The organism is Cellulomonas algicola, from assembly GCF_019024305.1.
Lineage (GTDB): Bacteria > Actinomycetota > Actinomycetes > Actinomycetales > Cellulomonadaceae > Cellulomonas > Cellulomonas algicola.
The window spans coordinates 1-9,060 of record NZ_JAHKSJ010000020.1 but is presented as its reverse complement, the minus strand read 5'-3'; the positions used below and the strand labels follow the sequence as shown (position 1 = coordinate 9,060).

Below are 9,060 nucleotides of genomic sequence, written 5' to 3'. Positions count from 1 at the left end.
ACCTCCAGAGCCGCGACCGGTCGGTCGCACTCCTCGATGCTGACGCGCCGACATCAAGGCACGGGCGACGGCAGATGAAGACTCGCTCAAGGCGGGCGGATCGCGTCAGCGCGAGTAGACCCAGTGCCACGGCTCGCGCGGCGTGTCCTCCTCGAAGCCGAACGTGGCGGCGTTGGCGCGCATCCACGCCTGGGCGCGGTCGTCGAGGTCGAGGTCGAGCGCGAGCCCCCAGCCGTGCGGGCTCGTCCCGGGAGCGGCGGCGAGGCCGCCCTGCGAGTACAGGCCCTTGCGCGCTGCGACGTCGACCTGCGCGTCGTAGGAGCGGTAGGAGTCGGTGACGCCGATGCGCACACCGTCGCGCGCCGCCGCAGCACTCAGTTCGCCGAACGCCTGCGCTGCAGGGGCCCAGAGACGGTGGCCCGACGAGCCGACAGGTGCGAGCGCGCCCCCGGGGATCCTTCCGTTGCCGAAGCGCGCGAGGTCGGCGGGCACCCCGTCAGCGTTCCGTGCGGACGAGGCAGGCGACGACGCCGTCACAGCGGACTCGAGCGCGGCAGCGAAGGCCGTCGCGCTGCTGGAGCCGCTGGTTGCCAGCGGGCTCGCTACCGCGGTCGTCGGCGTGACGGCCTGCAGGCTGCTGCGGATCTCCGACATGCGCTGGGCGATACCCACGATCGCGTCCACGTGACACCTCCTCGGTCTCGTCGATCGGCCGGGACCACCTCTAGCTGAGGAAGGTCACGGCCGAAGCGGACCGCGCGAGAGCCTCTCAATCGAATCTTCATGGAAGGGCGGGAGTAGGCGGCCGGGGCGCCGCGTTAACGTCGACATACCCCCTGGGGGTATCTGCGCTCGGTGTCCCGGAGGACGGGATGCCGTCGCAGGAGGCCGGATCGATGACTGAAGGGACACGGCGATGGATCACCAGACGACCGTCCTCGAGGTCGGAGGGCTCCACTGGGCGACGTCGGCAGCATCGGTCGAGCGGGCGCTGTCGCGCCGGCCCGGTGTGATCGCGGTCGACGCTAACGCTGCGGCGCAGACCGCCAGCGTGACCTTCGACCCGAGGCGTACCTCCGTGCCGCAGCTCACCGACTGGGTCCGCGAATGCGGCTATCACTGCAGGGGTGAATCCGTGCCGGCGCACGTGTGCGAGCCGATGTCGAGCGCCGGGTCCGCTCCCGAGGCCGTGACCGGGCCGAGGTCCGATCACCACCACCCTGCGGCCCACGGAGCGACTGCGACCGACCACTCTCACGGAGACGGTCACGGCCATGGCGCGCACGTGACGCCGTCCCCGCACGACGCCATGGGGCACGGCGGGCACCACGGCGGCGGCTCGATCGCCGAGATGGCGCGCGACATGCGCAACCGCTTCCTCGTCGCGCTCGTGCTCTCGGTCCCGATCACGCTGTGGTCACCGATCGGCCGGGAGCTGATCGGGTTCACGGCACCTGCTCCGTTCGGGCTCCGCGACGACGTCTTCGCGCTGCTCCTGTCGCTGCCGGTCATCTTCTACTCCGCCTGGATCTTCTTCGACGGCGCCTACCGAGCCCTGCGTGCGCGCACGCTGGACATGATGGTGCTGGTCGCTGTGGGCGTCGGGACCGGCTGGCTCTACAGCCTCGGCGTGACGTTGACCGGTGGCGGGGAGGTCTTCTACGAGGCCGCGAGCGTCCTGGCCACCTTCGTCCTGCTGGGTCACTGGGTGGAGATGCGTGCCCGAGGCGGGGCGAACGACGCGGTCCGCACGCTGCTCGAGCTGGCGCCTGCCACCGCCGTCGTCGTCCGGGACGGCGTCGAGGTCGAGGTGCCGACGAGCGACGTCCACGTCGGGGACCTGCTGCTGATCCGTCCGGGGTCCAAGATCCCGGTCGACGGCGTGGTCGAGTCCGGCGAGTCCGAGGTGGACGAGTCGATGGTGACCGGGGAGAGCCTGCCGGTGGCGAAGCAGGTCGGCGACGAGCTGATCGGTGCCTCGATCAACACGACGGGCGTCATGCGCGCCAGAGCGACGAAGGTCGGGGCAGACACCGCGCTGGCTCAGGTCGTGGCCCTCGTGCAGCAGGCGCAGAACTCCAAGGCGCCCGGGCAGCGGCTGGCCGACCGGGCCGCGTCCTGGCTCGTGCTCGTGGCGCTGGCCGGCGGAGCGGCGACGTTCCTCGTGTGGATCCTGGCGGGGGCGAGCGCGCCCACGGCGATGCTCTACGCCATCACGGTCGTCGTCATCACCTGCCCCGACGCGCTCGGCCTCGCGACCCCGACCGCGATCATGGTCGGCACCGGGCTGGGCGCCAAGCGCGGCATCCTGTTCAAGAACGCGTCCGCGCTGGAGGCCGCCGCGAGCATCGACACGGTGGTGCTCGACAAGACGGGGACTCTCACCGTCGGCCAGCCCGAGGTCACCGACGTCGTCATCGACGGCATCGACAAGGAGGAGCTGCTCGCGCTCGTGCGCTCGGTCGAGCGGGAGTCGGAGCACCCCCTCGCCCGGGCCGTCGTCCGCTACGCGGAGGCCGAGGGTGCATCCGAGGTGGCTGCCACGGGTTTCGTCAACGTGCCCGGCCACGGTGCGACCGCGCAGGTCGGCGGCCGACGCGTCGTCGTCGGGAACTACCGCCTGATGGTCGCCGAGAGTGTCACGCTCGGGTCACTCGACTCCGAGCGTGACCGCCTCGCGGCGGCCGGTCGCACGGCGATCGTCGTGGCTGTCGACGGCCGGGCCGTCGCCGTCTTCGCCCTCGCCGACGAACCACGGCCCACTGCTCCCGCAGCCGTCGCCGCGCTGCACGACGCGGGGGCGCGCGTCGTGATGCTCACGGGCGACAACGAGTCGACCGCACGGCGTATCGCAGACGAGCTCGGGATCGACACGGTCATCGCGGAGGTCCTCCCCGGCGACAAGGCGGAGAAGGTCGCCGAGCTCCAGCGCGCCGGCCGCAGGGTGGCCATGGTGGGCGACGGGGTCAACGACGCGCCTGCCCTCGCGACCGCCGACCTCGGCATCGCGATCGGTGCGGGGACCGACGTGGCCATCGAGACGGCCGACGTCGTTCTCATGCGGTCCGACCCGCTGGACGTCCCCGTGGCGTTGCGCCTCGGCCGGGGCACGGTGCGCAAGATGCGGCAGAACCTCGGTTGGGCGATCGGCTACAACGCCGTCGCGCTGCCGATCGCAGCAGGGGTCTTCTACCCCTCGCTCGGCCTGTCTCTGAGCCCGGAGATCGCCGCTCTCTCCATGTCCGGCTCATCCGTCATCGTCGCGGTGAACGCCTTGCTCCTGCGGCGGCTGCGCCTGCCGGGCGCGCCCGCCGAGCCGAAGGCCTCGACGCCCGACGCCCGGGTGTCGGTGGAGCCGGCATCCGCGGGGCGGGCTGAGACGTGAACGCTCCAGCCCTCGATGGAAGCCGGTCAACGGTCCTCCACGGGCTCCCCCATCGTGCGGCGCACCCCGCCGCCCCGCGTCGTCCGACCGGTCGACGCACCGTCCCACCAGAAGGAGTCGAGATGAGCACCACCACCTACGGGGTCACCGGGATGACGTGCGGGCACTGCGTGTCCTCGGTCACCGACGAGGTGAGCAAGCTCGCCGGGGTCAAGGACGTGACGATCGAGCTCGTCACCGGTGGCGAGTCCAAGCTGACGGTCGCCAGCGACGAGCCGCTCGACGTCGACGCCGTCCGCGCGGCCGTCGACGAGGCCGGCTACGCCCTGACCGGCGCGACGGCGTGAGCACCGCCGGTCGGCTCGCTGGGTTCGGCGCCCTGCTGGCCGCGTCACTCGGCCTCGGCCTCGGGCTCGGCGCGGTCCTCGGACCGCTCGAGCCCGGCGCCTCGGCGCCCACCGTTGAGCCGACCGGCGACATGCCGGCCGAGCACCGCTGACTGGAGGCTCACGCATGACTCAGTCCCTCGAGCTCGAGATCGGCGGCATGACCTGCTCGTCCTGCGCAGCTCGCATCGAGAAGAAGCTCAACCGCATGCCCGGCGTCGAGGCGTCGGTGAACTACGCCACCGAGAAGGCCAAGGTGTCGCTGCCGGACGGCACGTCCGTCGAGGACGCCGTGGCGGTCGTCGAGGCAGCCGGGTACTCGGCTCGGCAGAAGGTCGCGCAACCCGCACCGCCAGCCGCCGGCGAGGCCGGCGCCGAGTCGGACGAAACTGCCGCGCTCCGCCGCCGTCTGCTCGTCTCCGCGATTCTCACCGTGCCCGTCGTCGCGCTCGCGATGGTCGAGCCATTGCAGTTCGACAACTGGCAGTGGTTGTCGCTCACGCTCGCCGCCCCGGTGGTCGTCTGGGGCGCGCTGCCGTTCCACCGAGCTGCCTGGACCAACGCGCGCCACGCCGCAGCGACGATGGACACCCTCATCAGCGTCGGAGTCCTCGCCGCATTCGCCTGGTCGCTGTATGCCCTGTTCTTCGGCGCGGCCGGCGTGCCAGGCATGCGCATGAGCTTCAGCCTCGTCGCCACCCGCGGCGGAGGGGCGCACGAGATCTACCTCGAGGTCGCCGCGGCGGTGACCGTCTTCATCCTGCTCGGACGATACTTCGAGGCACGCGCCAAGCGACGGTCCGGGGCAGCCCTGCGCGCACTCCTGGAGATGGGCGCCAAGGACGTCGCGGTGCGCCGAGAGGGAGCGGAGGTCCGCATCCCGATCGGAGAGCTGGAGGTCGGTGACGTGTTCGTCGTCCGCCCCGGCGAGAAGATCGCCACGGATGGACAGGTCGTCGACGGGACGTCGGCGGTCGACGCGTCGATGCTCACAGGCGAACCGGTACCCGTCGAGGTGGGGCCGGGCGACTTCGTCGTCGGGGCGACCGTGAACGCCGGTGGTCGCCTCTACGTGCAGGCGACGCGCGTCGGCTCGGACACGCAGCTGGCACAGATGGCGCGGCTCGTCGAGGAGGCTCAGACCGGCAAGGCGCCGGTCCAACGCCTGGCCGACCGTGTGTCGTCCGTCTTCGTCCCGGTCATCATCGCGCTCTCCGTCGCGACGCTCGGGTTCTGGCTGGGGATCGGCGCCGGTCCGGAGATGGCGTTCACCGCGGCGGTCGCCGTCCTGATCATCGCCTGCCCGTGCGCGCTGGGGCTCGCCACCCCGACCGCGCTCATGGTGGGTACGGGGCGGGGGGCACAGCTCGGAATCCTCATCAAGGGCCCGCAGGTGCTCGAGTCGACCCGGCGCGTCGACACGGTCGTCCTCGACAAGACGGGCACCGTCACGACGGGGCGGATGGAGCTGCTCGAAGTCGTCCCCGCCGCCGGTACGAGCGGGGAGTCGCTGCTCCGTCTGGCAGGGGCGCTCGAGGACGCCTCCGAGCACCCCATCGCCCGGGCCATCGCCGCCGGGGCGCGCAACCGGCTCGGCGACCTTCCCGCGGTCGACGGCTTCGTCAACACGCAAGGCCTGGGCGTGTACGGCGTGGTCGACGACCACGCCGTCGCCGCAGGGCGCGTCGGGTGGTTGGCGGACCAGTGGGCGCAACCGGCGGATGCGGAGCTGCAGCGGGCGGTCGACGCTGCCGAGTCAGCGGGACGAACGGTGATCGGCGTCGGCTGGGACGGTCAGCTTCGCGGCCTCCTGGTCGTCGCGGACACCCTCAAGCCGACGTCCGCCAGCGCCGTCCAGGAACTGCGAGGGCTCGGCCTGACGCCGGTCCTGCTGACCGGCGACAACGAGCGGGCCGCGCGTGCGATCGCGCGTGAAGTCGGGATCGACGAGGTCGTCGCGGAGGTCATGCCCGAGGACAAGGTGCGGGTCGTCCGAGAGCTGCAGGCGCGTGGACGCGTCGTCGCGATGGTGGGTGACGGTGTCAACGATGCCGCAGCCCTCGCGCAGTCAGACCTCGGCATCGCAATGGGGACGGGCACTGACGTCGCCATCGAGGCGAGCGACCTCACGCTCGTGCGCGGCGACCTCAGGGTCGCCGTCGACGCCGTGCGCCTGTCGCGCACGACGCTGTCGACGATCAAGGGCAACCTGTTCTGGGCGTTCGCCTACAACGTCGCCGCGGTCCCGCTGGCCGTGGCGGGCTTCCTCAACCCGTTGATCGCCGGCGCGGCCATGGCGTTCTCGTCGGTCTTCGTCGTGACGAACAGCCTGCGGCTGCGGCGCTTCCAGGCGGTCTCAGTGAGCACCGCGCCGACGGAAGGGCTCGACGCCGTCCGCACCTCCCTCGACGGGTGACGTTCGCCCGCACACGAAACGAGCCGCCCAGGTCCTCAGGACCTGGGCGGCTCGTTGCGCGTGGTGCAGGCGCGGTCGACGCCTACATGCGGGGCGTCCCCTGGCGCTCAGCGTTGGAGGACGACGCGTCGTGGCGCGGGTCGTGCTGATGCCCCTGGCGCCCCATCATCAGCATCATCACGACGAGCATCACGGGGCACGCGAGCAGCGCCGCGTACGAGAGCGCGTCGCCCCACGACCGACCGGTCACCACCAGGACCGCGAAGATGCCTGCCCCGATCCCCACCATCATCAGCAGGTGGCCTGCCGGTGAGTGGGCGCTCATCCATCGCTTCCTGTCCACGGTCGCTCGCTCCCTCGTCGCTCGGACTCGGCCGCCGGACATCGCCCGGTCGGCATGCACTCACGGTCGCCCTACAGCCACACGGTTCGGGTCGCGGGCGGACGAAGATTCGCTGAAGACGGGTGCTTTGGCGCGCCGGTGAATCCTCACTCGCGGCCCAGGCCGGTACGGCTGCTCTCGGCGTGATGAAGATTCGATTGAGGACGGCCGCCCGGGACTACAAGTCCCATGTCACGCCCGTCCCCCAGGACGAAGGTTCACCAGCAACCACCCGTCCCGAGGAGGACCGCGATGTCGCCCACCCTCGTCCGGCTCGGCGTCGCCCTCGCGGCCGTCGCGCCGCTGATCGCCGCCGGACCCAGCGCCGCAGCTGCCGGCTTGGCGCCACACCCCGGCGCCAAGGTCGTCCTCGGCGCGGCGGGCGTCTACGCCGGCGAAGACCCCGCTCCCCACGTCCACGGCGACCCGCTGCCGACCTTGTCGTCCACCCCCTCGACGACTCCCCGCCCTACAGCCACGGAGCAGGACGCACACGCGGAGATGGCCGGCATGGATCACGGCGACATGTCCGACATGGACCACGGGGACACGAGCGGTACGGACGACGAGATGGCCGGCATGGACGACATGCCGGGGATGGACCACGGCGACGACATGGCTGGGATGAGCGACGGCGACGCCGACGGCACCGACGGGCACGACGAGCACGCCGCGGACGACACCACGTCGACGCCCCCGGGGCACGAGCACGACGAGTCCGGCGCCGGCTCTGTCGCAGACGACCACGGCGCGAGCGGCCCGGCCGCGGAGCGACCGCGCGCCCTCGTGCTCGGCGCCTTCGCCCTCGTCAACGGCGCCGTCCTGATCGTCGCCGCGGTCCTCCGCCGCCGGGGCAAGGCTCGCCCACGACACCGACCGCACACGTCCGCCGCCCCCACGACCGCCTGACCGGAGACGACGATGGCCACCCCAACCCTCACTCCCCCGCCGCCGGCCGACCTGCCGGACCTCGACCCGGACGTCGACCCCGGACCGGACCTCACGCCGCCCCGCCCGGGCCGGAACCTCATGACGATCCCGTGGGTCGCCAGGACGCTGCGGAGCGGTTGGTACCCGAAGATCCTGCAGATCCCCGTGGCGGCCGTCTTCGGGCTCGTCGCCTACCAGCTGCTGGTCGGGCCTGACTCGGCTCACGACAACGCGGGCACTGCGCTCATGTGGGTGCTGTGGTGGCCGGTCATCCCCATCGTCTTCGTCCTGCTCGGCCGGTTCTGGTGCGCGGTCTGCCCCTTCGGCGCCATCTCCGACTTCGTGCAGAGGTGGGTGGGCGTCAACCGTCCGGTCCCGAACTTCCTGAAGAACTACGGCATCTGGATCATCGACGCCTCGTTCCTCGCCATCACGTGGGCGGACCACGTGTGGGGCGTCGTCGAGTCCCCGTGGGGCTCCGGCGTGCTCCTCCTGATCCTCACCACGGCGGTGATCGCGTCGGGCGCCCTCTTCCAGCGGCGGACCTTCTGCCGCTACCTGTGCTTCCTCGGCGGCCTGTCCGGCAACTATGCGCGTGTCGGCATGGTCGAGCTGCGAGCGGACACCGGCATCTGCAAGACCTGCAAGGCCAGGGCCGTCTGCTACAACGGCAACGACAAGGTCGCCGGCTGCCCGCTGTTCACGTTCCCCCGCACCATGGAGGACTCGGCGAACTGCAACCTGTGCGCCAACTGCATCAAGGCGTGCCCGAACGACGCGATCCAGGTCCGCCTGCGCAAGCCCACCAGCGAGCTGTGGTTCATCACCAAGCCGAAGCTGGAGCAGTCCTACCTTGCGATGGCGATCATGGGCATCGTCCTCATCCAGAACATCACCATGCTCGAGGTCTGGAACGACTTCCTCGCGTGGATCGAGAGCACGACCGGCATCACCAGCTACGCCGTCATCTTCACCGCCGCGTTCGCGGTCGCGGTCACGGTGCCCGTGGCTCTGCTCGCGCTCGCCTCACGCGTCGCGGCCGGCGCGAACCTCGAGGACACGAAGATGAACTTCGCGAGGTTCGGCTACGCGCTCATCCCGCTGGACGTCGCCGGGCACCTCGCGCACAACCTGTTCCATCTGCTTGCCGAGGGAAAGTCCGTCTTCTACACGGTGGCGGCGCTGTTCGGCCGGCAGAGCGCGGGAGCGGACGCCGCGCTCGTGAGCACCGGCACCATCCAGGTGCTGCAGTTCGTCCTCCTCGCGCTCGGCCTGGCCGGCTCGATCTACACCGCGCGCCGGATCGCGCACCGCCGCTACCGGACGGTGGCGCGGCGACGCGCCACGCTCGCGCCGTTCCTCGTGATCATCGTGCTGCTCGGCGCGATCAACGTCTGGATGTTCCTGCTGCCCATGGCCCACCGCATGTGACGCGACGCGGTTCCTCGCCCTTCACGCCACACCCGATCGGAGAAGCCATGTCGCACCTCACCACGCCCGCGCGCACCCACGGCCGCGCGCTGCGCGTCGCCGTCGTCGGCGCCGGACCGGCCGGCATCTA

Annotated in this window: 7 protein-coding genes; 5 read left to right on the top strand and 2 right to left on the bottom strand. The window is 71.3% G+C overall.

Annotation, left to right across the window (positions count from 1 at the left end):
- Positions 1–105: 105 nt before the first annotated feature.
- Complete coding sequence (locus KOV94_RS15615; protein ID WP_218052540.1) at positions 106–684, bottom strand: M15 family metallopeptidase; 579 nt, start codon at positions 682–684, stop codon at positions 106–108.
- Positions 685–916: 232 nt separating this feature from the next.
- Between KOV94_RS15615 and KOV94_RS15610 the strand changes: the two genes are divergently transcribed.
- The 3 genes from KOV94_RS15610 (at position 917) to KOV94_RS15600 (ending at position 6,187) form a co-directional block, all read left to right on the top strand.
- Positions 917–3,385, top strand: a complete 2,469-nt coding sequence (locus KOV94_RS15610) for a heavy metal translocating P-type ATPase (RefSeq protein WP_218052539.1) — start codon at positions 917–919, stop codon at positions 3,383–3,385.
- Between the two features lie 122 nt (positions 3,386–3,507).
- Positions 3,508–3,732: a heavy-metal-associated domain-containing protein gene (locus KOV94_RS15605; protein ID WP_130779772.1), complete on the top strand. Its 225-nt coding sequence runs from the start codon at positions 3,508–3,510 to the stop codon at positions 3,730–3,732.
- A 166-nt stretch (positions 3,733–3,898) separates the two neighbouring features.
- Positions 3,899–6,187 carry a heavy metal translocating P-type ATPase gene (locus tag KOV94_RS15600; RefSeq protein ID WP_218052538.1) on the top strand — a complete coding sequence of 763 codons (2,289 nt, stop codon included), beginning with the start codon at positions 3,899–3,901 and terminating at the stop codon, positions 6,185–6,187.
- 82 nt (positions 6,188–6,269) lie between these two features.
- Here KOV94_RS15600 and KOV94_RS15595 read toward each other — a convergent pair whose 3' ends face one another.
- Complete coding sequence (locus tag KOV94_RS15595; protein WP_218052537.1) at positions 6,270–6,512, bottom strand: DUF2933 domain-containing protein; 243 nt, start codon at positions 6,510–6,512, stop codon at positions 6,270–6,272.
- 309 nt (positions 6,513–6,821) lie between these two features.
- Between KOV94_RS15595 and KOV94_RS15590 the strand changes: the two genes are divergently transcribed.
- Together KOV94_RS15590 and KOV94_RS15585 are read left to right on the top strand one after the other, a co-directional pair.
- A complete protein-coding gene (locus KOV94_RS15590) occupies positions 6,822–7,478 on the top strand; it encodes a hypothetical protein (RefSeq protein ID WP_218052536.1) in 657 nt (218 codons plus the stop codon).
- A gap of 12 nt (positions 7,479–7,490) precedes the next feature.
- The gene (locus tag KOV94_RS15585; RefSeq protein ID WP_218052535.1) at positions 7,491–8,930 is read left to right on the top strand and encodes a 4Fe-4S binding protein; all 1,440 of its coding nucleotides are present in this window, start codon (positions 7,491–7,493) and stop codon (positions 8,928–8,930) included.
- The last annotated feature ends 130 nt before the right edge of the window (positions 8,931–9,060 follow it).